Genomic DNA, 22,909 nt, shown 5'->3' with positions numbered 1-22,909 from the left:
TCTCCAGCCTGGGGGATCGGCGGATGCGCGGACGGGCGCGGCCCGGTTGGGGGTCAACCGGGCCGCGTCGGGTACGTCAGAGGGTCTTCGGTACGTCGATCTTGTCGATGTCGGGGGCGTACCAGGTGCCGCTGTCGAACGTGATGGTGTTCGCGCCGGCCTTCAGGGCGAGCTGCACGCTGACGGTCTCGACCGTGCCCCAGTCGCCGGTGGACGGGAACTTCAGGTAGGTGCCGTTGCCTCCGTTGGAGGCGACGTTCACCGAGCGGGCGTCGCCGCTGACGTACGCGACGGTGACGGTGTAGATCCCGTCCTTCTGCACCGTGACGTCGTTGAACTGCACCTTGCCGCCGACGTAGAGGTTGCCGACCTTCTTGCCACCGGAGCAGGCGTCACATTCGTTGACGGAGGCGTTGCCGCTCACCGTGTTGGCCGGGGACTCCGCCTCGTAGCTGGTGGGGGCCACCGCGGTGCCGCCGGGCCGGACGGTGTACAGCCGTGAGCCGTGCGCGGGCAGGGCTGCGGTGATCTTGTTCTTGGTCGTGCCGAGGTTCCGGCCGTTCCACACGTCGCGGACCGAGGCGTTGCCGGTGAACCCGAACGCCGCCCAGTGGGCGGTGACCGAGGCCGGCGCGTCGCCGAGGTTGAACAGGGCGACGGAGTAGCTGCCGTCCGGGTTCTTCGCACCCCAGACCTGCTGGTCACCGACCGGGGTGACCGGCCGGGCCGGCGCGCCACCGTTCTGGTCGATGGCGATGACCTCGCGGTTGGTCAGCAGGGACAGGCCGTACTCGTCGAGGCGGGTGAGGTCGTCTCCGGTGTACAGCGGTGACTTCGAGATGGCCCAGAGCGTCGCGTACGACTGCCGTTCGGCCTTGGTGAGGCCGTCCATCTCGCCGTTGCCCACGTTGAGCGAGTCGAGGTCGTTCCAGCCGCCGGGGCCGGCCTTGCGGCTCCAGGCCGGTGCGTCGTCGAACCGGTCGTCGACCGAGTTTTCCCAGCTCACCAGGGTGTTGCAGTAGCACTCGACGTCGGTGTCGATCCGCCAGCCGTTGGAGTAGCGCTTCCAGTCGGCGGCGTGGTTGATGTCGAGCGACCAGGACAGCTCGAGGTGGATCGGCCGGCCGGCGGTGGCGATGGCCTTCTGCCAGGCCGCCACGTCGGCAACGTTGTCATAGTTGTCACCGGACTTGAACGAACCCGGGCCGACCCCGTCGAGCTTGAGGAAGTCGTACCCCCAGTCGGCGAAGAGCTGCGCCTGCGAGTCGATGTACTTCTGCGCGCAGGGGTTGTCGAAGTTCAGCTTGTACGCGCTGTCCCAGCCGTTGGTGGTCCGCAGGTCCGGGTAGACGATGCTCGCGGTGGTGCAGCCGGACGCGTTCCAGATCGGCGTCGCGCCGTTGTTGTACGCCTCCTTCTCCAGGCCCACGGGCAGGTAGATGCCGGGCTTCAGGCCCTTGCCGTGGATGTGGTCGGCGACGGCCTTCATACCCCGGGGGAAGCGCGTGAGGTCGGGCGTCTGCCGGGCGTACTCGTCGAACTTCGGCACCCAGGCGTTGTCGCGCCACCAGCCGGCGTCGATGTTGACGTACTCGTAGCCGAACGGCTTCAGCTTGGCGGCGAGGGCGTCGGCCTGCTTGAGGACGTTGACCTCGGTCAGGTAGCTGTAGTCGCCGTCCGGGTTCAGGCCCGGGTACTTGGAGGACTGCATCGTCCAACTGGTCCAGCCCATGAAGGGCCGCTCCGCGACGGCAGCGGTGGACGGCGTCGGGGCATTCGGCGCGGGAGCCGCCGTCGGGGCGGCCTGGGCCGGGGCCGCGCCCACGCCGAGGATCGCGGCCAGCGCGGCGGCCACGAGGGGCGCGCCGGTTCGGCGCCGGCCGGGCTTTCTCTGGGTTGTCGTTGGTGACGGCACAGTCAACCTCCTGGTGGCACGGTGGATCGTGGGGTCAGGGGAGAACGAGCGATTGAATGCTGACCGCGGCTGCTCCGCGGGCCCATGCCTCGAAGGGCAGCGGGCGGATGGAGAGGGGACACCGCGCGGCGGCGCCGAAGGCCTGGCGCTCGAAGCTCGTGCGGATGTGGCTGTCGAACAGGTCGTAGGCGGCCAGCCCCTCGCCGGAGACGACGATCCGGGTTGGACCCACCAGGTTCGCGACGGCCGCGATGCCGCAACCGATCGCGTTACCGGCGCGGGTGAAGACGGCTCGCACCTCGTCGTGGCCGCCGCGCGCGAGGGCCACGGCCTCGTCCATGCCGAGGTCGGGCCGACCGGTGCGGGCACGGACCTGCGCCACGATGGCGTCCGTGCCGGCGATCGACTCGACGCAGCCGCGTCCGCCGCAGTGGCAATCGGGCCCGGTCGCGTCGACGGCGAGGTGGCCGATCTCGCCGGCCACCCCGTACGAGCCGGAGACGAGTCGGCCGTTGACCACCAGCCCGCAGCCGATGCCGGTGCCCACGGTGACCAGGGCGAACGACTCGGCGCCCACCCCCTCGCCGAACCAGTGCTCGGCGGCGGTGAGGGCCTTGACGTCGTTCTCCACCGTCACGGTGAATCCGGTGCTCTGGGCCGCGCGTCGACCCAGGGGCACGTCGCGCCAGTGCAGGAACGGTGAGTAGCGGACGAGCCCGGTGGTGCGGTCGACGTCACCGGAGAGGGTGATCCCGAGCCGGCGGACCCGGCTCCGGTCGCCACCGAAGGCGTCCAGCAGGTCGTCGGTGAGCCGGCCGATCTCGGTGAGGACGGCCTCGACGTCGGGGTCGGTCAGCGGCCGGCGGGCGGTGGCCCGGACCTGCGCGCAGAGGTCACACACCACGCCGATCAGCTCGTCGGCGGTGATCTTCACGCCGAGGAAGAACTCGCGGTCGGGCCGGACGGCCAACGGGCTGGCCGGGCGACCGGCGCCCGGCCCGCTGCGCTCGGTCGCGGCCATCTCGTGCAGATAGCCCAGGTCGATGAGCGGACGGGCGGCCTTGGTGACGGCGGCCGAGGAGAGCCCGAGCCGGCGCGCGAGGTTGACCCTGCTCACCGGCCCCTCGGTCAGCACCGCCGTGAACACCGCCGTCGCCGCCGGTGCTCCGGCGAGCGAGCCCGTGTCGCTCCCAGGAAACATGGACGAAATCCTAGGCGAATAATTAACTTCTTCAAGTATTGATTCTGCTGTGGACCCGGGCCTACAGTCGGCGGCGCGGTGCCCTCGGCGGCGGCGTGCACCGACGAGGCGTCCACTCAGGGCTCAGGTCGCCGCAGCACGCGCCAACGAGGCGTCCACCACGAGGCTCAGGTCGCCGCCGCACGCACACCGAGGCCGAGCAGGAGCGCGCCGGTCAGCCGGTCGAGCGCGCGCCGAACACTGGCCGTCCGCAGCAGCCGGGCGGCGGCGCCGGAGATGGCGGCCCATCCGGCGAGCCAGCAGGTGTGCAGGGCCGCGTGCGCCGTGGCCAGCAGCAGCATCGGCACCAGCACCGGCCGACCCGGTTCGAGGAACTGCGGTGCGAGGGTGAGGTAGATGGCGGCGGCCTTCGGATTCAGGACGTTACCGAGTAGCCCCTGAAGGTAGGGGTGGTGTCCACGCCACGGCAGCCTCCGCGCGGGGCCCGGAGCGGGCCGGCGGCGGATCGTGGACCACAGCAGCCAGAGGCCGAGGCCGACCAGGTAGGCGGCGCCGACCAGCTTGACGACCAGGAACGCCTGGGACGAGCGGAGCACCAGCGCGGCCAGACCGACAGCGGCCAGGATGGCGTGCGTGTAGAGCCCGGTGACCGTACCCAGGATCACCCACCACCCCTGCCGCCGCCCGCCGGCGGCGACCCGCGACACGACCAGGGTCAGGCTTGCTCCCGGCGTGGCGGTGATCGGCGCGACGGCGACCAGGAAGCCGAGTACGGCGACGCCGTGCATGCTCAGACCACCACCCGGTAGTGGGTGGTGAGCAGGCCCGTGTCGTCGTACACGTGGAACGCGACGCCGGGCGGCTGGGTCTGAGTGGCCAACGGCCCGTCGCCCTCCCAGGGCATCCGGAGGGTGGAGACCACACCCGGCGCGATCCGCAGCGGGCGACCGGCGAAGGTGCTCGCGGCGGCCGTGTGGAAGTGCCCGGTCAGCACGGCGACGACCTGCGGGTGGGCGGTCACCAGCTCGGCCAGGGGCTCGGCGGGCAGCAGCCGCATCGGGTCGATGACCGGGTGGTGCAGCACGACCGGCGGGTGGTGGAGCGCGATGAACGTCGGCGTCTCCGCCGGCACCGAGCCCAGCTCGGCGGCGAGCCAGGTCAGGGTCTCCTCGTCCAGGTGGCCGTCGTCCTCGCCCGGCACCGAGGAGTCGGCAAGGAGGAAGACCGCGCCGGCCACGTCGTGGCGGGCGTTGATCGGGCCGGTGCCGCCACGGTCGTCGCCGAGCAGACCCTTGCGGTACGCGGCGCGCACGTCGTGGTTGCCGGGGCAGATCATCACCGGCAGCGGGGAGTCGAACAGCTTCGCGGCGGTCTCGTACTCGGCCACCTCGCCGTGGTCGGCGATGTCCCCGGTGATCAGGATCGCGTCGACCGGTCGGGGCAGATCGTGTAGATAGTCCATGACCCGGGCGGTCCGCTCGGCCGATCGGGGATGACTGTCGAGGTGGGTGTCACTGAGGTGCGCGATAACCAGCAAGGTTGCCCCCTAACGGCTGTTTTCGATCAAGCCGTTGGAGGCTAACCCTGGCGCACCTGGCACGGCTGGGTGCACCCACAGCGCGTTCCATTGCGTGGTCAGCTACGGGAGCGTGGCAGGCAGTCCTTCTTGTATTTGAGGCCCGAGCCGCACCAGCAGGCGTCGTTGCGCTCCGGCGGCCACGGCACCCGCGCACTCGGCCGGGTCGACAGCTCGCGGGCGTACCCGGTCCGGATCTCCGGATCGGTCGGGTCGCCGTTGCGTCGGCCGGCGAACCCCAGCAGCCCGTCCACCGTGGCGCTCAGCACGCCCAGCCCGGTCTGACCGGCATTGGTCAGCCGCACCAGCTCCTTCTCCAGCCGCGCCCGGTGCGCGTCCCAGTCCGGCCCGTACGTCTCGGTCAGCGCGGGCTGCTCGGCGAGCAGGCGGTCGAACTCGGCCCGGGGCCAGAAGATCAGCTCCGACTCGGCGGTCAGCGGCTGCTCCGCCCGGCGGGTGAGCTGATTCTCCAGCCGGTCCGCCAGGTCGTCGTTCCGGTCGTGCGGCAGGTTGAGGTTGCGGCGTACCCGGTGACGCTGTTGCAGGAGGAAGAAGAGGACGCCGGGCGCGTCCGGGGGACCGACCTCCACCGCCGGTCCGGTGGCGGTGATGGCCTGCGCACCGGCGGCGCGCTCGGCGAGCAGCTTGTCGACCGCCTCGGTCAACCACTCGTCCGCCAACGCCGAGCGGCGCCCGGCGTCCAACGCCGCGCTCACGTACGCGGGCGCGTCAGGCTGCCCGAGCAGGAGCGGGCGCAGCGGGGTCAGCTCCGCCATCGCCTCGTCCTCCCGGCCGCCGAGCTGGAACAGGATCCGGGCCCGCAGCGCGCGGGCGAGCCCGGCCCGGTCATCGTCGCGGGACGGGTACGCCGCCACGGCCAGATCCGCGTACCGGAGCGCGGCGTCCAGCTTTCCCCGGACCTCAGCGATCTCGGCGGCCAGGGCCAGCGCGTCCCCGGCATCCTCCGGAGCCGCCAGCCGGCCCTGCTCGACCGCCTCGGCCAGGTCGGCGGCGATACCGAGGGGATTGGCCGCCCCGAGCGCGGAGCGGCGGAGTTCGGCGAGGTCAGCGCTGGTGAGTACGTCTTTCGTCGGCACGATCTCACGGTACGTCGGGCTGCTCCCGGCATGCCGGCAGTTCCCCGGTAACGCACACCACAACCCGACGTCGGTCGTTGAGAGGTTGCCAAAACCAACCGGCGACGGCCACCTGCCGTCAACCCGCCGTCGGTAGCGTCCGGTCGCCAACTTCTCGACACACCGCACAAAGGGTGAGCTATGGGCACGGTGGATCGCCGTACGTTCCTCAAGGCCATGGGAGTTCCCGCGATCGGTGCGGCGCTCCCGTTGGACCTCAGCAAAGCGCTCGCAATCCCGGCCAACAACCGGACGGGCACGATCAACGACGTCGAGCACGTCATCGTCCTGATGCAGGAGAACCGCTCCTTCGACCACTACCTCGGCACGTTGCGCGGCGTCCGTGGCTTCGGCGATCCGCACCCGGCGACGCTCCCGTCCGGCAAGAAGGTGTGGCACCAGCCCGACGGCGCCGAGGAGCTGCTGCCGTTCCGGCCCGAGGTGCAGGACCTCGGCCAGACCTTCCTGCCGGACCCGCCGCACGGCTGGAACGACGGGCACGCCGCCTGGAACGACGGCCGGTTCGACCAGTGGGTGCCCAACAAGGGCGTCACGGCGATGACCTACCACACCCGCCAGGACCTGCCGTACCACTTCGCGCTCGCCGACGCCTTCACGGTCTGCGACAGCTACCACTGCTCGCTGATCGGGCCGACGGACCCCAACCGCTACCACATGTGGAGCGGCTGGGTCGGCAACGACGGCCGGGGCGGCGGCCCGGTCATCACCAACGCCGAGGCCGGCTACGACTGGTCGACGTACCCGGAGCGGCTGGAGCGCAACGGCATCTCCTGGAAGATCTACCAGGACGTCGGCACCGGCCTCAACGCCGCCGGCTCCTGGGGCTGGACGAACGACCCGTACATCGGCAACTACGGCGACAACTCGCTGCTCTACTTCCACCAGTACCAGAACGCGCAGCCCGGCACGCCGCTGGCCGACAAGGCCAAGACGGGCACCGAGATCAGGACCCAGGGCCGCAGCCCGGAGGCGCTGCTCGCCGACTTCCGCGCCGACGTCGAGGCGGGCCGCCTGCCCGAGGTCTCGTGGATCGTCGCGCCCGAGGCGTACACCGAGCACCCGAACTGGGAGCCGGCGTACGGCTCGTGGTACATCTCGCAGGTCATCGACATCCTCGCGGCGCACCCCGAGGTGTGGAGCAAGATGGCGCTCTTCATCACCTACGACGAGGAGGGCGGCTTCTTCGACCACGTGGTCCCACCGACGCCCCCGCAGACGCCCGACCACGGACTGTCGACCGTGCCGACCACCAACGAGATCTTCCCCGGCGACGCCGACCACCCGGCCGGCCCCTACGGCCTCGGCATCCGCGTCCCGATGATCATCGTTTCGCCGTGGACGCGGGGCGGCTTCGTCAACTCGCAGGTGTTCGACCACACCTCGCTGATCCGGTTCCTCGAGGCGCGGTTCGGCCACGGCCGGCCCGACCTGGTCGAATCGAACATCACCCCGTGGCGGCGCGCCGTCACCGGTGACCTCACGTCCGCCTTCGACTTCCGCAACCCGAACCGGTCGCGCCAGGTCAAGCTGCCGGACACCGACGACTTCAAGCCCGAGGACCTGGTCCGGCACCCCGACGAGGTGCCGGTTCCGCCGGCAGACCAGCGCCTCCCCCAGCAGGAGCGCGGGGTACGCCGGGCGCGGGCGCTCCCGTACACCCTGCACGCCGACGGTCGCGTGGACGGCGACGCGTTCCGGATCGACTTCCGCAACACCGGCGGCGTCGCCGCGGTCTTCCAGGTGCGCCAGGCCGGCAGCACGGCCGCCCCGCGCAGCTACACCGTCGAGCCGGGCAAGCACCTCACGGACACCTGGACGATCGAGTCCGGGTACGACCTGTCGGTCCACGGGCCGAACGGGTTCTTCCGCCGGTTCACGGACAGCGGGCACTCCACGAACCTCGCCGTCACCCCCTCGTACGAGGAGCGGTCCTACAAGGTCGTCCTCGAACTACGCAACCGTGGCTCGAAGCGGATCGAGGTGACCATCCGGGACGGCTACCACTCGCGGCCGGTGAAGCAGTCGCTGCGGCCCGGCGAGTCCAAGCGCGCACAGTGGAACCTGACCCGCACCCACGGCTGGTACGACCTGACCGTCAGCGTCGCGGGCGACGACGGCTTCGAGCACCGCTACGCCGGCCACGTGGAAAACGGCAAGGAGAGCATCAGCGACCCCGCGCTCGGCGGGCTCGTCTAGTCGACGGCGCGTCACCCGGGCCGGGAGCGGCCCGGGTGACGCAACGGCGTCAGAACTCCTCGTACACCGCCGGGTCCTGGTCCGCGAGGCGCCCGTCGGGGCGGCCCAACGCCGTGATGGCCTCGACCTCGCCGTCGGTGAGCTTGACGCCGAAGACGTCCAGGTTCTCGGCCTGCCGCTGCGGGGAGGCGGCCTTGGGCAGCGGGATCACCTGGCGAGCCACGTGCCAGGCGAGGATGGTCTGCGCCGCGCTGATCCCGTGGGCGGCCGCGATCTCCCCGATGACCGGGTGTTGTTGCAGGTCGTTGCCACGGCCGAGCGGGCTCCAGCCCTGCACGAGGATCCCGTGCTCCCGGTGGTAGTCGATCGCATCCTGCTGCGGAAAGTACGGGTGCACCTCGATCTGGTTGACCACCGGGGCGACCCCGGTCTCGGCCACCAGCCGGTCGATGTGCTCGGGCAGGAAGTTGGAGAGGCCGATGTGCGTGACCAGACCACGCTCGCGGGCCTCGATCAGCGCCCGCCACGCCTCCACGTACAGGTCGACCTTGGGGTTCGGCCAGTGGATCAGGTACAGGTCGATCCGGTCGAGGCCGGTGCGGAACACGCTCTCCTCGATGGTGGTCAGCGCCTCGTCGTAGCGGTGGTGCCGTCCCGGCAGCTTCGAGGTGACGATCAGCTCGGCCCGGACGTCGCCCGCCGAACGGGCGGCCCGACCCACGGCGCCCTCGTTCTCGTAGTTGACCGCGGAGTCGAGCAACCGATAGCCCGCCCGGATCGCCTGACCGATCGCGTCGACACCCGCCGAGCCGTTCAGCCGGTACGTGCCGAGCCCGATCGCCGGCAACGTCGTGCCGTCGGCTGCCGTCAGGTGGGGGACCGCCATGGTTGATCTGCCTTTCGTCGACCGTGACTGGACCCTACCCGCACAATGTTGGCGGGTGCTGCGCGTCAGCTATGGCCACGACGGCGGGGGTGGGCCGAATGCGCGACGACCGGCCCGGACGGCCATAGTGGCGAGGGCAGCGTTGGCGCCACCACCAATCACAGCGCCGATACCGAACGGTGCTATTCGGCCGAGAACGATGATCCCCTGCTTGGTTCCGTACTTCGTGATGAAGTGTCTTCCCAAGATCTTGTTGATCTGACGCAACGTCTCGGCAGGCACCTTGGCAACGACCTGACGTCCCCAGTGTTGCCCCGTACGCTCAGCGACCTTGGTGATGGTGGCGGAGCCGGAGCCGCCGAGCATGATTCCCATAACGATCGTTCGGCGACGCTCAACCTCGTCGATGCGAACTCCGTGAACTTCGGCGATCGAGAGCGCGAAGAGGGCGCTCAGCTCAAGAGATGAGAGGGCCTCGCCGGCCGACAGTGCCAGTGCGACGCCCGTGCCGACACCGGGTGCCGCTGCGGCTCCTCCAACTGCAGCGCCTGTCCCGGTCAAGGCGCTGACATACATCCGCTCCAGATTGCGGATTACCTGTGCTGGTGTCGCCTCTGGGTTCCGCTGGCGGGCCCGGGCGATGTTCTTCTGCACCAGTGGGCTCTGGAGTGCGATTGCCTTATCCAGGAGGTCGAGGACTCGCTGTCCACGTACGGCTACTTCCGGAGTCGATCCGGCGAGGATATCTCCGTCAATGGGTGTGGGACGCTCGTTCTCGGATTCCTCGGCCTCAGGCGCCATCCCACATCCCTCATGATCGACAACGGGGAATATCACAGTAGGTGTCACTGTGGCCACGCCAAATCAACCGGAGCGGCACCCCAACACGCCTAGTGTCCAAACGCGAGTGGCTGAACAGCTCGAGTACGTGACGTGAGCCGAAAATCAGCTCGTGGTGCTGGCGGTGGGTCGGAGCTGTGTGAGCAGGGTAGCGATGAGTGACAGACCACCCCCGATGGCGTCTGCTGCAGGTGTACCGCGCTGGACCCTAGCGTCCGCTGCGGACACAATCCATCGATCCGCCGCAGCAGTACGCGCCTCGCGAACACGCAGATCCGCCGAGATCGACCAAAGGAGTCGCGTTTCTGACTGAGGTGTTGATCGGATTCAACCATCTGGTTGGCTGGCCGGATTACGCCGGGGACGACGGGAGCGCACATGGTCGCGGCACACGAGACGACGCTGCGGGAGCTACTCGAAGGTGCGAAGCAGTATCGGGTGCCGCTATACCAACGGACATACTCGTGGACGGACTCTCAGCTGAGACGACTCTGGGAGGACATCCGTAAGCTGGCCGAGGAGCGAGTCGAGAGCCCGAACCTCACCCACTTCATCGGCTCGCTGGTACTCGCACCCAGCCCCACCCTTGGGCCCTCGGTCTCTGAGTTCCTGGTGGTGGATGGACAACAGCGGCTTACCACGTTGTCCATACTGCTCTGCGCCATTCGTGACCACCGGGCCGCGCATGAGGACTTGGGCCACCGCGACCGCATCGACCAGGAATACCTGATCAACAAGTACAAGCCGGCGCATCGGTTGAAGCTCGTGCCCACCCAGGCTGATCGCGCCGCCTACGAGGCATGCCTGGAGGCAACGCCACAGGTCGGCGGCAGCGACCAGGTGGGTGCGGCATACCGGTTCTTCGCGGCCCAGCTCGTCGCTGTCGACGACCCGGACGACCCGCTCGACATCGAACGCATTGAGGACGCGGTCATCTCGGGGATGGCGCTGGTTTCGGTCGTGGCGCAGCCTGGCGACAACGTCTACCGGATCTTCGAGTCGCTCAACAACACCGGCTTGAAACTCACCCAGGCCGACCTGCTGCGCAACTACCTGTTCATGCGCCTGCCCAACCGTGGTGATGCGGTCTACGACTCGTTGTGGTTTCCGCTGCAGAAGCAGTTGGATGCCGGCGAACTGGAGCAGTTGTTCTGGCTCGACCTGGTGCACCGCAACCCCGAGGTCAAGCAGACCGATACCTACGTTGGCCAGCAGGCGCAGCTCAACGGCCTGCACACCGAGGAGGAGATTGAGGCGGAGGTGCGCCGCTTCTGCCGCCTGGGCGCGCTCCTGCGGATCATCCTGCACCCGGAGGAGGAGCACGACCCGGAGGTACGGCGGCGGCTGGCCCGGCTCAGCGCCTGGGACACGACCACCGTCCTGCCGCTGTTGCTGCACCTGCTAGACCGCCGCAAGCAGGGAACGGCAACGTCGGAACAGATCGCCTCGGCGATGCTTTACGTCGAGAGCTACTTCATCCGTCGCCTATTGATCGGCCGCGCCACCGCGAGCATCTACCGAGTCCTGCTGCGCATCGTGACCGAGATGCGCAAGGACCTGCCCGTCGACGAGGCGGTGCGGGCATATCTGTCGGTCGGCCGGAAGCACTACGCCACCGACGCCAGGTTGCGTGAGGCGGTGCGGTCATTCCCGTTCTACCTCAACGGACGGGCGACCCAGCGCAAGCTCGTGCTTCAGTGGCTGGAGGAGTCGTACGGCAGCAAGGAACCGGTCACGCCGGCATCGTTGACTATCGAACACGTCCTGCCGCAGAGCCCCACGGCTGAGTGGCGACAAATGCTGAGCGAGGACTTGCAAGGCGAGGAGAGCTTCGCCGAGGTGCACGAAGCCCTGGTCCACACGTTGGGCAACCTCACCCTTACCGGTTACAACGCGGAGTTGAGCAACAGCTCCTTCCTGATCAAGCGGGTTCAGCTCGGCAAGAGCGGGATCGCCCTCAGCCGAGAGATCGCCGACCAGAAGCGTTGGGGACGCCCCGAGATCCACGCGCGCGCCGACGGGCTCGCCGAACGGATCATCGCCACCTGGCCCGGCCCCACCGAGGAGGCGGGTAACAAGTCTGAGGTGCCCTGGGACGTCATGAACACGGCGCTCGCCGCGCTGCCCGCCGGTTCCTGGACCGCGTACGGTGATTTGGCCGCGCTGATCGGCACGCACCCGGTCTCCGTCGGTGCCCGGCTGGCCAACCATTCCGCGCCAAACGCGCACCGGGTGCTTCAGGCGGAGGGCGTCATCGCGCCAAACTTCAGGTGGGTCGACCCGTCCCGCACCGACAACCCGCAGGACCTGCTGCGCGAAGAGGGTGTCGAGTTCGACAAGTACGGCCGGGCCAGCCAGGCGCAGCGCATGGGTGTCGAGGAACTGGCGCAACTTGCCGGCATGCCCCAGCAGGACGGGTCTACTCAACTCCTCCGGGCGCGATCCCGACATAACGGTCCGTTGGATGACCGGTTCCTTGAGCAGCTCAGGGACCTGCAAGATGCGCAGGTCGCGCACGGCACGGTCGCGGTACTCGAAGCCTGGGCCGGTATGGGCGGCACGCTGCTCTACGGCTCCGGCGGTGAGACCTCGTGCTTTCTGATGGCGCGCGGAAAGGACCACGAACTCGGCAATATCTGGCCTGCCACGATCTACCCGAGCGGGAAGTTCGAGATCGTGTTCCAGCACCTGAGCACGCGACCGCCGTTCGACGACATCGCGCTGCGGGGGCAGTTCCGCCAGCGGTTGAACGAGCTGGAGGGCGTGAATCTCGCGGCAGCCAAGCTCGCGCTCCGCCCCGGCTTCGCTCTGGACGTCCTCGTCAACGTCAAGGCGCGCGAGGCGCTCATCGAGCACCTCCGCTGGTTCTACGTGCAGGCTGCACAACCCGAAGTCTGAGCCCCGCCCTATCTATGGCCTCGCCCTATCCGCAGCGCGCTGAACGTTGGAGGCACCTCGTGCCCCGGCTCGCCTTCGCCAACAGCTTTTGGCAGAGCTCCGATGTCCTGGAGAAGCCGGTGAAGGCCGACGTAAGTAAGGCGATGAAGAAGTTCCGGCAGCTCACTATCGCCGAGTTGTAGAAGGACTAGGGCCTGCACCTTGAACCGGCGAACAACGACCATGACCCGAGGACGCGGATCATCCGGATCAACGACTTCTGGCGCGGAGGTGTCCACGGTGAACGCATTCGCCAACCGCGCGGTGCGTGCGCCTCCCGCCGGGTGGCGACACCGATAGGGGACGCCGATGAGTGGCGAGTCTGGCGGGGGTGGGCCCGCGGTTGCAGTTGCTTTGGCCTGAGGAGTTTCTCGCGCGGAGCGGTCAGCCCAATCCTTCCCTGTCCCTTGCATCAGCCTGATCGAAGGAGAAACATGAAGCAGCCCCTTGCCCTCGCCGGGATCTTGGCGGTCGTGGACGATTCTCGAACGGTCCCAGACTTGAGGCGCTACTACCTGTCGGCCAACGAAGAGGCATTTACCGGGGCCCAGTTCGAGCGGCTCGGCGGCGGCGGTGACCGCCCGGAAGCGGCGAACGCGATCACCGCCGACGACCTGATCGCGGTGGAACTGCACAGCGTTCACGTTTCGCCCCATCGGGCGATCGATTTGCTCCAAGGGCAGCTTGGCCGCGACGTTGCCGCCGAGCTGACGAAGATCCCGGCAGACGTTGAGTTGGACTCTGATGCGGCCTCCCCTCTCATCGCGGATGACGGTCCTGCCGAGCGCGCCTGGCGGATGCTCAACCAGGCGACCGGCGTCGGCTGGGTCACGGCAGGAAAGCTGCTGGCCCGTAAGCGTCCGAAGCTCATACCGGTGTACGACGGGGTCGTGTCCTGCGCCCTCGGGACTGGCACGGGATTCTGGAGATGGCTGCACGAACTCCTGCGCGAGGATGACCGCATCCTGGCGCGGCAACTCGATGCCCGCCGCCGAGAGGCCGACCTGCCCGCGGCCATCAGCCGGCTGCGGATCCTCGACGTCGCGGTCTGGATGCGCCACCGCAACGACCATCGCGACGCCGCCTGCCCGGGCCTGCGGCTGCCCTAAGGATCGGAGGATCACAGTGACCAGCGACGACAGTCGAAAGATCACGATTCAGCTATGGGGAGTCAAGGACGCGCAATACGCGGACATCGTGAACGCCATCTGGATGCAGATGAGAGCGGTCGACTGCGACTTCGCCGTCGAGCCGGACAACCGGGCAGATCCGGCCGAGCTCGACCGGCGGTGGGACGACTACAGTCAGGTTTCCTGGGAGGCGGGCGCGAGAAGGGGCACCCGTCAGGCGGTCAAGGCTGGTGGAAACTCGGACGACCAGGCGTAGGCCGGCCGGTTCGCCTTGTCTAGGCGACCGGGCCAGGGCACCCAGCAGAGCCGCCCTTGTGATCGCCGAGAGGGCCGTACTGCCTTTCGTCGACCGTGACTGGACCCTACCCGCCAGCCTGGGCGTGTCCCGTCGGCCCGGACGTTCGCCCGTGGAGCGGTGTGCCTCTGAGTCATATCTATGACACAGGCAGACCGCTCATCGAGGCAAGCGAGGCCGTTCGGGCGGCCGGCTCGGGTGCTCGCCCCGGAAGCCGGGACAAAATTGGATTGATCCCGACGGCCACAATGCAGGTGTGAGCCTCGATATCGATCACATCTACGTGCCCATCAAGTTCGACCTCGGCGGCACCGTGCAGGACGTCGAGCCGGCCATCCCGTTGCTGGCGAAGTTGGGCACGATCACGGTCGACGTGGTCGAGCATGAGGAGACCCGCGCCTACAACATCTCGTACCTCGCCACTCACCCACCGGTGCTGCAACTCTCCCTGGGCACGTCGCCGGTGCGCATCGGCCACATCACCTGGGCCACCAGCACGCAGATCGTGATTTACCCGGCGCTCGGCGTCATCTCGGTGGATCTGCGGTTCGCCGCACCGGAGCCGGCGGTGAGCACCGAGGACATCTGCCGGTTCTACGACGACCTCGTCCGCGAGAACACCCTCGACTACTTCCGGCACCTGCGCGACCTGGGCACCTTTCCGCCGAACCTGGCCGGTCACCTCGACGCTGTCGAGGCTGGAACGCCCGAGCCGGGCGGGTTGACGGTCGCGGCCTACGTCGAGGCGGTTCGCGGGGTCCTTCGGGACTCGGCCGGCTTCGAGCCGCGGGAGCGTCGGTACCCCTTCCAGAACATGCGGCAGTTCTTCGTCCTGCGCGGCCCCGAGCGGGACGAGGACGAGCCCATCGTCGAGTCGCTGCTGCGACTCTCCGCGTTGCCGGTGACTCCCGGCTCGGCGGCGGACGACGGCCCACTGCGACTGCGCGGCCTGGTGGTGCGGACCACCGGCTGGTCCACGGTGGCCGTGCTGCACGACGGGGTCGACGGCGGGCCGGCGAACCTGCGGATGGTGCAGGACATGTACGGGCAGATCCACGCCCAGTGGTTCTTCTGTCAGCTCTGGGTCGGCGTGGACCCCAACGACCGCGACGAACTCGTCGGCCCGGGGCACTCACTGGGTGCGCGCATCACCCAGCTCGCGCGGGTGCAGCTGCAACTCGCCCGGGGCCTGGCCGAGGTCGGCAACGTGGACCTGATGTACCGGGATCCGGTGCGGATCGCGGTGGCCACCTTCCTGATCGACGGCCTGCGGGTGCCCCGCCACCTCCAGGCCGCCCGACGGCGTCTGGAGCTGCTCCGCAACAACCTGAGCCAGCTCTTCGGGTTGCAGACGGCGCTGTTCCAGCAGCGACTCCAGTGGCTGTTCGCGGTCACCGCGGTCGCCGGTGTCGCCGCGCTGCTGCCGGAGATGTTGCAGGTCGAGAGCATGCCCTGGCGGATCGTGACGGTTGCCCTGTTCGGCGCGTTGGCGGTGTTCTGCTGGCTGCTGATCCGGCTGCTCGGCCGCGCCGGCCTCAAGGCGGAGCAGGCGGGTCGAGCGGAACGGGCGCGCCGAGTCGGCCCCAGAGCCCGTCTGAGCGCCGTGCGGCGGTTCCGCCTCCGGATCGGCCGGCCGGCCCTCCTGCGCGCCGGGCGCAGGCCAATCGACTGACCGGACCGGCTCTCCTCCGCGCTGGGCCCAGGCCGACCGACAACCTCAGGGCAGGTCGACGACCAGATCCGCGACGGCGACACCGAGCTCACCGTCGTACTCCGTGCGGGCCGCGGCTCGCGCCGCCGCATGGTCGGTGCCCGGCAGGAGGTGGGTCAGGAGCAGGTGCCCGACGCCGGCCGCGGTGGCTTGCCGGCCGGCGTCGCGGGCGCTCGACTGGTAGCCCGTCGAATCCGCCGGCACCTCGTGGACGTAGCTGGCCTCAGCCAGCAGCAGGTCGGCGTCGCGGGCCAGCTCGACCACGTTGGCGTCCGGGCCGGTGTCGCCGGTGTAGGCGAGCACCCGACCGCCGGCGGTCAGCCGCACGCCGGCGTTCGGCACGTAGTGCGGCAGCGGCCGGGTCTCGGTGCGGAACGGACCGATGCCGAGGGTGCTGCCGGCGGTGAACTCGTGCAGGGTGTAGGCGGAGTCCAGCATCCCGGGCCGGTCGAGCGCCAGCACCGCGTCGAGTGCACCGGGCAGCGTGTACACCGGTAGCGGTGGCGGCGGGTCCTTCCGCAGGGCACGCGCCCGCAGTAGTGGATTCAGGTCGGCGCAGTGGTCGGGGTGGCCGTGGCTGATGAACACCGCGTCGACCTGGTCGACGTCGAGGTGCTCCAGCAGTCGTGGCACGGTCGCGTACCCGAGGTCGACGAGCAGTCGAAAGCCATCGTGCTCGATGAGGTAGCCGCTGCTGGCCTGGCCAGCCTCGGGCCACGCTCCACACGCGCCCAGCACCGTGAGTCGCATCAGGCAGACGCTACCGGTGGATGGTTGGACCGCGTGAGATCACGATTGAATCGAAGCCTTGACTCTCGCGAAACATCCGGCCACCATCTGACAACGTTGTCACTCACGACGCTCTGACAACGTTGTCATGTCTGGAGGCAAGATGCCCGAGCTTTCCCCCGTGTCCCGGCGGACGTTCCTCTCCGCCGGAGCAACGCTCCTCGCGTCGATCGGGGTGACCGCGGTCCTACCGGACGCCGTTGCTGCCGCCGCCCCCGCGACGCCCGCAGCAGCGCCGCCCCCCACCGACCTCGCCCGGTACCGTCCGGTGGCGGTCTCGTCGACGGACTACGCGCCGACGCCCGGCACGTTCGCCGTGGACGGTCTGCCGCAGGTCGGCGTGCGGGGGAGTGGATGGCGGGCCGCCCCCGGCGATCCTCAGTGGATCACGGTGGACCTGCAGGCGCCGTGCAGCGTCGAGGCCGTCACCCTGGTCTTCGAGGCCACCCTCGCCGACGGGCCGTTCGACGGCAACTACACCGACACCGACGGTGACGAGATCCTCTCCAGCGCCGCGACGGCGTACCGGATCGAGGTCTCCGCCGACGGCCGCGACTGGCGGTCGGTGTACGAGACCACCGAGGGGCAGGGCGGCGTTCAGGCCATCAAGCTGCCCACACCGGTCACCGCGCGGTGGATCCGGATGACGTCCACCAAGCGTTCGAACGGCAACCCGGTGGGCCTCAACGGCTTCCAGGTGTACGGCACCCCGCTGGGTGCCCGGCCGGCGGCCGAGGGCTGGACCAGTTGGGACCGCGGCAACACCCGGCCGACGCCGGAGTTGAGCGTGGCCGCCGACGGCACGGTGCCGCTGGAGTCCGGCTGGTCGTTGACGATGGACGACTTCGCGGGCACCACCGACGGCGCGGCGCTCTCCACCGGAGGCGTCGACGTCCGGTCCTGGCTGCCGGCGACCGTACCCGGCACGGTGCTGGGGACCCTGGTCGAGCAGGGGCACCTGCCGGACCCGGTCTCCGGTTTCAACAACATGCGCATCCCGGAGGCGCTGTCGCGGCACTCGTGGTGGTACCGGCGTGCGCTGCGGCTGCCCCGCGATCTGGACACGTCGGCCGGTCGCCGGATCTGGCTCGAGTTCGACGGCATCAACCACGAGGCCACGATCTGGGTCAACGGTGTGCAGGTCGGCAGCGTCAAGCACCCGTTCGCGCGGGCGGCATTCGACATCACCGACGCGCTGGCCAAGCACCACGGCGAGCACGTCGTCGCCGTCCGGGTCACCCCCATGCCGCACCCGGGCACCCCCGGCGACAAGGGCACCGACGGCCGTACCTTCCTCCAGTCCGCCCACCACTACCTGGACGCGCCGACCTACCTGGCGGTGTCGGGCTGGGACTGGATGCCCGCCGTCCGGGACCGCGTCAGCGGCCTCTGGGACCACGTCCGGCTGCGCAGCACCGGCGCCGTGGTCGTCGGCGACCCGCACATCACGACCACGCTGCCGGACCTGCCGAAGACCGACACCGCCGACGTCACCATCGCGGTGCCGGTCCGCAACGCGACGGGCACCGCCGCCACGGTCACCGTACGGGCGGAGTTCGACAAGGTACGGGTCGAGTCGACGGTCACCGTTCCCGCCCACGGGAACACCACGGTCACGTTCACGCCGGAGCGCTTCCGCGCGCTGCGACTGCGCAACCCCCGGCTCTGGTGGCCCAACGGCTATGGCGAGCCCCACCTGTACGACCTCAAGGTCACCGCCACCGTGAACCGCTCGGTCAGCGACCGGCGGCAGCTCCGCTTCGGTGTCCGCGAGTTCGGCTACGACTGGCACCAGCCGATCGTGATCTCCCCGGCCCCCGCGTCGCCGCTGGAGTTCGTCGACGGCGCCGCGACCCAGGTGGTCACCTTCGATCGGCAGCACGCGCGGCACGTCCGCATCCAGGCTGGCCAGCGGGCCACCGGGTGGGGCATCTCGATGTTCGCGCTGTCGGTCGCCGACGGCACCGGCCCGGACCTCGCCCTGCATCGCGACGCCACGGCGTCGTCGGCGGAGGACGACACGAACGTGGCCGGCAGGGTCGTCGACGGCGACGCGAAGACCCGCTGGGCTTCGAAGGCCGAGGACAACCAGTGGATCCAGGTGGACCTCGGCGCGGCCGCCGACTTCGACCGGGTCACCGTCGTCTGGGAGCAGGCGTACGCGCTCGACTACCGCGTCCAGGTCTCCGTGGACGGTGGCGCCTGGACCGACGTGAAGTCGGTCAGCAACGAGACCCCGCTGGGCAGCCGCGCGACCCAGGTCGAGAGCTTCCCGACCCAGACCGCCCGGCACCTGCGCATCCAGACCGGCACCCGGGTCACCTCCTGGGGTGTGTCCATGTGGGCGCTCTCCATCGGCCGTCAGGCCGAGCCGGGTGTCGACCTGGCTCTGCACGCCACCGCCACCGCGTCGTCGGCCGACGGTGACTCGAACGGCCCGGACCGGGCCGTTGACGGCAACCCGCGTACCCGGTGGTCGTCGAAGTACGAGGACAACCAGTGGATCCAGGTCGACCTCGGTGCACCGGTCAGCTTCGACCAGGTCACCATCGTCTGGGAGCAGGCGTACGCCCGTAACTACGTCATCCAGGTCTCGGACGACGGGCAGACGTGGACCGACGTCAAGGCGGTCAGCAACAAGATCAGCGAGTTGAAGATCAGCGTGAACGGTGTGCCGGTCTTCGTTCGGGGCGGCAACTGGGGCTGGGACGAGCTGCTGCGCCGGGTGCTGCCCGACCGGCTCGCCGACACGGTCGAGATGCACCGCGACATGAATTTCACGATGATCCGCAACTGGCTCGGCAGTAGCAACCGTGAGGAGCTGTACCAGGCCTGCGACGAGCAGGGCATCCTGGTGTGGAACGACTTCTGGCAGGCGGGTGGGTTCCTGCCCAACCCGCCCGGCTACGTGGACATCGCCGCCGACACGATCCGGCGATTCCGCCACCACCCGAGCATCGTGGTCTGGTGTGGCGCCAATGAGGGTGACCCGCCGCCGATCGTCGACGCGGGGCTCAAGCAGGCCGTCGCCACCGAGGACCCGGAAATTCTCTACATCCCCAACTCTGCCAGCGGCATCGTGAGCGGGCGCGGGCCGTACCACTGGGTCGACCCGACGACGTACACCAATGAAATGATGTACGAGGCCAAATCGTTCGGCTTCCACACCGAGATCGGCATGCCGGTGATTCCGGTGATCGAGAGCATGCGCAACCTGGTCGGCGACGCGCCCGAGTGGCCGCCCAGCGAGGTGTGGAACTACCACGACTGGTCGAGCGTCGGTAACCAGCGCGTCGGCACGTACAAGGACGCGATCGACGCGCGGCTCGGCGAGTCCGACTCGCTCGACGAGTTCGCCGCCCGGGCGCAGTTCGTCAACTACGAGAGCCACCGGGCCATGTTCGAGGCGTGGAACGCCAACTTGTGGCAGGACGCCACGGGCCTGCTGCTGTGGATGTCGCACCCGGCGTGGCACAGCACGGTCTGGCAGACCTACGACTACGACCTCGACGTGAACGGTGCCTACTACGGCGCCCGCAAGGCCTGCGAGCCGCTGCACGTGCAGGCCGACCCGGGCACCTGGCAGGTCCGGGTGGTCAACCACACCACCGCGGCGCTCAGTGGGGTCACCGTCACCGCCCGACGCTACGACCTCAATGGTCGGGCGCTGGGCACTCCGCAGCGGCAGCGGGTGGACGTCGCCCGCTCGGCGACGGCGGCGGTCTTCCCGCTCGCCGCGCCGGACGGTGGCGGGCTGCACCTGGTCCGGCTGGAGCTGCGCGACAGCCGCGACCGGCTGCTCGCGGAGAACACCTACTGGCGGTACGACAAGGCCGAGCAGATGCGGGCGCTCAACGACCTGCCGGCGGCGCGACTGTCGACGTCGTCCAGCACGGTCCGCGTCGTGGACGGCCGGTCCACTGTCACGACGACCGTACGCAACCAGGGTCGCGCGGTCGCGGCGCTGGTCCGGCTGGCGGTGCGCGACGAGCACGGTGACCGGGTCCTGCCGGCGCGGTACGCGGACAACTACTTCTGGCTCCTGCCCGGAGAGACGCGTCAGGTGCAGATCTCCTGGCCGGCGCGGCAGCACGTCGCGCGCACCGTGAAGGTGACGGCCGAGGCGTACAACTAGTACGGCAGCCGCCGTTCGTGATCATGGCTGGAGTTCGAGGTTGAGGTGTCGGGTGTAGGGGGCTTGTCGGGCTCGGGCTTGATGGCGGCGGCGCCAGTCTGACCAGCGCAGACGGTGGGTGAGGTCGCGGATTGTCCCGCGCGGGTTTGATGGAGACATCGAAACCTGGGAGGAACACCAGCGATGCCGGCACCGAAGAAGTGCAACGATGAGTTGCGTGAGCGTGCGACCCGGTTGGCGGTCGAGGCCCGCCGGGATCCGGCCAGCGCGGTGGGAGCGATCCATGGGATCGCTGGTCAGCTCGGAGTTCATCCGGAGGCGTTGCGCACGTGGGTGAAGAAGGCCGAGACCGACGCTGGGGAGCGTCCGGGTATCACCAGCAGCGACGCGGATCGTCTCGCCGCGTTGGAACGGGAGGTGCGTGAGTTGCGGCGGGCGAACCAGATCCTGAAGTCCGCGGGGAGTTTCTTCGCGGCGGAACTGGACCGTCCGTCGCGATGAAGGTCGACTTCGTCGACTCCCAGAAGGCCGAACACGGCGGAATCTTCACCGACGGCGCATTCCACCTCAGGCACGGCAACGTGCACCACAACGAAGCTGGCTAACGCGGCGGCGGCGGCCAGGTCACCGTGGACCAGAAGTCGGCCATCACCGGCAACCGGCCCACCAACTGCACACCCAGCACGCCCCCTGTTCCCAACTGCTTCGGCTGAGCACCCGATCGCTGGGCAGTCGGGTCGCATTGGGCAACGCAAGAGGTGCGGGCATCCGGTCCCGCGCAGGTTCGATCACCACGATCGGGCCTGTGGCGGGACCGGATGTCTGCCACGCGGCGTTCGATCAGCGGACTTCAGTTGCCATGAGAGAACTGGGCACCCTCGACGTACTCCATTGGTCGACCCGACACAGCTCGTCGTCCTCGCGGCAGCAGCCTCGGCACACGAGCGGGTCCGCTTCGACTACCGCGACGGCAACCGTCAGCCGGCGGCTCGTCGAACCGCACCGGCTCGTCGTGGTGGGCCGCCGGTGTATGTCGTCGCCCACGACAACGAGCGCAGGGACTGGCGCACGTTCCGCGTCGACCGCATGGAACACGCCAAGAGACAACCGGGGTACTCGTGCCACCCCGCGAACTGCCGACCGACGACGCGTCCACGTTCGTGACCACCCAGCTCTACAGCCTGGCACCGGCCTTCCGGGCGGTGGCGACGCTGGCGTTGCCGGCTGAGCAGGTAGCTGCCCGGTTGGGTGATCACGCGGGAGTTGGAGCCGCTCGACGACGCGTCGTGCCGGTGGCACAGGCCGGAGGACACCTGGCTCGTCTTCCGGCTCGCGCTGCTCGGCTGCGACGTCACCATCCACGAACCAACGGAGCTGGTCGAGAACACCTGCGTCGACTCGACAGCCGCAGCACCCGCGCCGTGGCTCCCGGAACCTCGTCGGCAGCCGCACCCTGAACCCACGGTCCAGTGACGCTAAGCCGCTACGGACGCACCGAGAATCGGGCGGAGCGCGGCATCGAGCGCCGTCTTCAGGTACGACACGCGATCGGTGGCGCGCAGCATCACGACCCCGCCCTGAATGGCGGTCAGGATGCACCGCGCGGTGTCGCGCACAGGCACATCGGCAGGCACCAGCCCGGCGACGAGAAGGGACTGGACGCCCGCCATCAACGCGCCTTCCCAGCGGTCGAACAGGTCGCTGACGGCACGCCGGGCCTCCGGCGAAGAGGTCCCCAGTTCAGACGTCAGTGCCCCCATCGGGCAGCGCTGCCCGAGCTCGACGTAATGCCGTACGACCGCGTCGCGCCAGGCCGTCCAACTCTCGATCGTGGAAAGATCGTCGATGTACGGACGCTGAGCTTCCATGGCCTGCTCGGCCTCGAAGTCCGTGACTGCCAGCAGGAGGCCCGTGCGACCGTCCGGGAAGTAGTGGAAGAGCTGGCTCTTGCTCGTCGCGGTGACCTGGAGCACCTGGTCCAGGTTCGTCTCCGCGGCACCCTGCTCGCGCATCAACATCGCCGCGCCCTGCACGATCCGCCGCTTCGTTGCCGCACCCCTCGACGTCAACCGCGCGTTCATCACCTCAGAATAGCCCGACAGCCTGAACTGGACCCTATGGTCCGATTGTCGCAAAGGGGG

At 69.1% G+C, this 22,909-nt stretch carries 18 protein-coding genes; 9 read left to right on the top strand and 9 right to left on the bottom strand.

All coding sequences use genetic code 11. The features are described from left to right. Positions 1 to 76: 76 nt before the first annotated feature. The 5 genes from V6V47_RS23150 to V6V47_RS23130 all read right to left on the bottom strand — a co-directional run bounded on the left by V6V47_RS23150 (position 77) and on the right by V6V47_RS23130 (position 5,789). Entirely contained in the window at positions 77 to 1,855 is a 1,779-nt protein-coding gene (locus tag V6V47_RS23150) for an alpha-galactosidase D (RefSeq protein WP_334630416.1), read from the bottom strand. A gap of 94 nt (positions 1,856 to 1,949) precedes the next feature. Beyond that, positions 1,950 to 3,116, bottom strand: coding sequence for an ROK family transcriptional regulator (locus V6V47_RS23145; protein WP_334630415.1), 1,167 nt, complete (start codon positions 3,114 to 3,116; stop codon positions 1,950 to 1,952). A gap of 167 nt (positions 3,117 to 3,283) precedes the next feature. Continuing rightward, positions 3,284 to 3,904, bottom strand: coding sequence for a LysE family translocator (locus V6V47_RS23140; protein ID WP_334630414.1), 621 nt, complete (start codon positions 3,902 to 3,904; stop codon positions 3,284 to 3,286). 2 nt (positions 3,905 to 3,906) lie between these two features. Continuing rightward, positions 3,907 to 4,653: a metallophosphoesterase gene (locus V6V47_RS23135; protein WP_334630412.1), complete on the bottom strand. Its 747-nt coding sequence runs from the start codon at positions 4,651 to 4,653 to the stop codon at positions 3,907 to 3,909. Positions 4,654 to 4,751: 98 nt separating this feature from the next. Beyond that, positions 4,752 to 5,789: an SEC-C domain-containing protein gene (locus V6V47_RS23130; RefSeq protein ID WP_334630411.1), complete on the bottom strand. Its 1,038-nt coding sequence runs from the start codon at positions 5,787 to 5,789 to the stop codon at positions 4,752 to 4,754. 180 nt (positions 5,790 to 5,969) lie between these two features. Between V6V47_RS23130 and V6V47_RS23125 the strand changes: the two genes are divergently transcribed. After that, positions 5,970 to 8,045 (top strand): phosphocholine-specific phospholipase C, encoded by a 2,076-nt coding sequence (locus V6V47_RS23125; protein ID WP_334630410.1) that lies wholly within the window; start codon positions 5,970 to 5,972, stop codon positions 8,043 to 8,045. 49 nt (positions 8,046 to 8,094) lie between these two features. Here the strand turns inward: V6V47_RS23125 and V6V47_RS23120 are convergent, their stop codons facing one another. Next, a complete protein-coding gene (locus V6V47_RS23120) occupies positions 8,095 to 8,931 on the bottom strand; it encodes an aldo/keto reductase (RefSeq protein WP_334630409.1) in 837 nt (278 codons plus the stop codon). A gap of 69 nt (positions 8,932 to 9,000) precedes the next feature. Then, on the bottom strand, positions 9,001 to 9,732 hold the full coding sequence (locus V6V47_RS23115) for a hypothetical protein (RefSeq protein WP_334630408.1): 732 nt from the start codon (positions 9,730 to 9,732) through the stop codon (positions 9,001 to 9,003). A 417-nt stretch (positions 9,733 to 10,149) separates the two neighbouring features. Here V6V47_RS23115 and V6V47_RS23110 point away from each other — a divergent pair, with 417 nt between their 5' ends. The 4 genes from V6V47_RS23110 (at position 10,150) to V6V47_RS23095 (ending at position 15,805) form a co-directional block, all read left to right on the top strand. Continuing rightward, positions 10,150 to 12,669: a GmrSD restriction endonuclease domain-containing protein gene (locus V6V47_RS23110; RefSeq protein ID WP_334630407.1), complete on the top strand. Its 2,520-nt coding sequence runs from the start codon at positions 10,150 to 10,152 to the stop codon at positions 12,667 to 12,669. 473 nt (positions 12,670 to 13,142) lie between these two features. After that, on the top strand, positions 13,143 to 13,817 hold the full coding sequence (locus tag V6V47_RS23105) for a DUF6308 family protein (protein WP_334630406.1): 675 nt from the start codon (positions 13,143 to 13,145) through the stop codon (positions 13,815 to 13,817). A 16-nt stretch (positions 13,818 to 13,833) separates the two neighbouring features. Further along, positions 13,834 to 14,094 (top strand): hypothetical protein, encoded by a 261-nt coding sequence (locus tag V6V47_RS23100; RefSeq protein ID WP_334630405.1) that lies wholly within the window; start codon positions 13,834 to 13,836, stop codon positions 14,092 to 14,094. 295 nt (positions 14,095 to 14,389) lie between these two features. Then, on the top strand, positions 14,390 to 15,805 hold the full coding sequence (locus tag V6V47_RS23095) for a hypothetical protein (RefSeq protein WP_334630404.1): 1,416 nt from the start codon (positions 14,390 to 14,392) through the stop codon (positions 15,803 to 15,805). A 45-nt stretch (positions 15,806 to 15,850) separates the two neighbouring features. Here the strand turns inward: V6V47_RS23095 and V6V47_RS23090 are convergent, their stop codons facing one another. Continuing rightward, a complete protein-coding gene (locus V6V47_RS23090) occupies positions 15,851 to 16,594 on the bottom strand; it encodes an MBL fold metallo-hydrolase (protein ID WP_334630403.1) in 744 nt (247 codons plus the stop codon). A 142-nt stretch (positions 16,595 to 16,736) separates the two neighbouring features. Between V6V47_RS23090 and V6V47_RS23085 the strand changes: the two genes are divergently transcribed. The 4 genes from V6V47_RS23085 to V6V47_RS23075 all read left to right on the top strand — a co-directional run bounded on the left by V6V47_RS23085 (position 16,737) and on the right by V6V47_RS23075 (position 22,241). Beyond that, entirely contained in the window at positions 16,737 to 20,768 is a 4,032-nt protein-coding gene (locus tag V6V47_RS23085; protein WP_334630402.1) for a discoidin domain-containing protein, read from the top strand. 183 nt (positions 20,769 to 20,951) lie between these two features. Further along, entirely contained in the window at positions 20,952 to 21,269 is a 318-nt protein-coding gene (locus tag V6V47_RS23080; RefSeq protein WP_334630401.1) for a transposase, read from the top strand. A gap of 390 nt (positions 21,270 to 21,659) precedes the next feature. After that, complete coding sequence (locus V6V47_RS32745) at positions 21,660 to 21,932, top strand: WYL domain-containing protein (RefSeq protein ID WP_442934290.1); 273 nt, start codon at positions 21,660 to 21,662, stop codon at positions 21,930 to 21,932. An 84-nt stretch (positions 21,933 to 22,016) separates the two neighbouring features. Further along, positions 22,017 to 22,241, top strand: coding sequence for a hypothetical protein (locus V6V47_RS23075; protein WP_334630400.1), 225 nt, complete (start codon positions 22,017 to 22,019; stop codon positions 22,239 to 22,241). A gap of 2 nt (positions 22,242 to 22,243) precedes the next feature. Here V6V47_RS23075 and V6V47_RS23070 read toward each other — a convergent pair whose 3' ends face one another. Beyond that, positions 22,244 to 22,849 carry a TetR/AcrR family transcriptional regulator gene (locus V6V47_RS23070; protein WP_334630399.1) on the bottom strand — a complete coding sequence of 202 codons (606 nt, stop codon included), beginning with the start codon at positions 22,847 to 22,849 and terminating at the stop codon, positions 22,244 to 22,246. Between the last annotated feature and the right edge of the window lie 60 nt (positions 22,850 to 22,909).

The organism is Micromonospora sp. CPCC 205539, from assembly GCF_036906815.1.
Lineage (GTDB): Bacteria > Actinomycetota > Actinomycetes > Mycobacteriales > Micromonosporaceae > Micromonospora.
The sequence above is the reverse complement of the archived record's forward strand: the minus strand, read 5'-3'. Positions and strand labels throughout refer to the sequence as shown.

Bases quoted from the DNA above. Each gene is read 5' to 3' on its own strand.
- V6V47_RS23090 (WP_334630403.1), bottom strand. From the start codon at position 16,594: ATGCGACTCACGGTGCTGGGCGCGTGTGGAGCGTGGCCCGAGGCTGGC.
- V6V47_RS23070 (WP_334630399.1), bottom strand. From the start codon at position 22,849: ATGAACGCGCGGTTGACGTCGAGGGGTGCGGCAACGAAGCGGCGGATC.
- V6V47_RS23125 (WP_334630410.1), top strand. From the start codon at position 5,970: ATGGGCACGGTGGATCGCCGTACGTTCCTCAAGGCCATGGGAGTTCCC.
- V6V47_RS23145 (WP_334630415.1), bottom strand. From the start codon at position 3,116: ATGTTTCCTGGGAGCGACACGGGCTCGCTCGCCGGAGCACCGGCGGCG.
- V6V47_RS23110 (WP_334630407.1), top strand. From the start codon at position 10,150: ATGGTCGCGGCACACGAGACGACGCTGCGGGAGCTACTCGAAGGTGCG.
- V6V47_RS23140 (WP_334630414.1), bottom strand. From the start codon at position 3,904: ATGCACGGCGTCGCCGTACTCGGCTTCCTGGTCGCCGTCGCGCCGATC.
- V6V47_RS23115 (WP_334630408.1), bottom strand. From the start codon at position 9,732: ATGGCGCCTGAGGCCGAGGAATCCGAGAACGAGCGTCCCACACCCATT.
- V6V47_RS23105 (WP_334630406.1), top strand. From the start codon at position 13,143: ATGAAGCAGCCCCTTGCCCTCGCCGGGATCTTGGCGGTCGTGGACGAT.
- V6V47_RS23080 (WP_334630401.1), top strand. From the start codon at position 20,952: ATGCCGGCACCGAAGAAGTGCAACGATGAGTTGCGTGAGCGTGCGACC.
- V6V47_RS23085 (WP_334630402.1), top strand. From the start codon at position 16,737: ATGCCCGAGCTTTCCCCCGTGTCCCGGCGGACGTTCCTCTCCGCCGGA.
- V6V47_RS23120 (WP_334630409.1), bottom strand. From the start codon at position 8,931: ATGGCGGTCCCCCACCTGACGGCAGCCGACGGCACGACGTTGCCGGCG.